This is a genomic window from Rhodopirellula maiorica SM1, assembly GCF_000346295.1.
Classification (GTDB): domain Bacteria; phylum Planctomycetota; class Planctomycetia; order Pirellulales; family Pirellulaceae; genus Novipirellula; species Novipirellula maiorica.
This window is the reverse complement of the sequence record NZ_ANOG01000530.1, coordinates 1-979: the sequence shown is the minus strand read 5'-3', so window position 1 is coordinate 979 and position 979 is coordinate 1. Positions and strand designations below refer to the sequence as shown.

General features: G+C 56.0%; 1 protein-coding gene. It reads right to left on the bottom strand.

Annotation, left to right across the window (positions count from 1 at the left end; all coding sequences use genetic code 11):
• Positions 1-927: efflux RND transporter permease subunit (locus RMSM_RS16830; protein ID WP_236622176.1), on the bottom strand; the 927-nt coding region annotated here is incomplete at its 3' end.
• Positions 928-979 lie beyond the last annotated feature (52 nt).

Here is a 979-nt window from a genome sequence, read left to right as displayed (position 1 = left end):
GCCTTGTTCGGCCAAACTCCGCAGCGTATCGGGATCGGCGTTGGCCGGTCCGCTAAAACGAGCTTCGATTTTCCAATCATCGAACGCCCCCACGGCATACTTGCGAACCCGCACCATCGCCTCGGGCACATTCTCTTTGACCCAGGCGTCCGCATCCGCAACCAGTTGATTCACTCCGTCAAGTGACTTCGTGTTGACAATCAATTGGCCGTACGAAGTGTACGGGTCTTCGGCGCTAACCGGCAGATAAAAACGGGGCGGGCCTTTGCCGATGAACGTGCTGACCGATGTGGTGGCATCGTGTTCGGCAACGTACTGCTCGATCCGCTGCAAATTGGCATCGGTCTGCTGGATGCGTGTTCCTTCCGGAGCCCAATAGTCGATCATCACCTGCAAGCGACTGGAGTCCGGGAAATACAATTGCGGCACCCAGCGAAAGCCGATCAGCGAAACGACCAACAGTCCGATCATGCTGCCCAAAAACAGCAGCCGATAACGGATCGTGAAGCCCAGCAGTTTGCGGAATTTCTGATAGAGTTTGCCTTGATAGGGATCGATGTCCACCTGCCCTTCTTTGGGATCGGGTAACATCGCCATGCACAGCAGCGGTGCGATGGTTTGACAAAACACCCAGCTGAGCAGCAGCGAAATCGCCACCACCGTGAACAGGCTGCCGGCATATTCTCCGGTGTCGTAAGACGAGGCGAAAATTGGAAAGAACGCCATAAAGGCGACAACGGTTGCGGCCAGCAGTGGAATCGCGGGACCGCCGGCGGCTTCAATCGCCGCCTTCTTACGATCCATGCCTTGAGCGATTCGCACCATGATGCCATCGGTCACCACGATCGCGTTGTCGACCATCATCCCCATCGCGATGATCAATGCACCCAGCGAGATGCGGTGCAGATCGATGCCCATGATCGACATCACAATGAAGGTGCCTAAAATCGGAAAACACCAAGCCGCTGATGCCAATGAT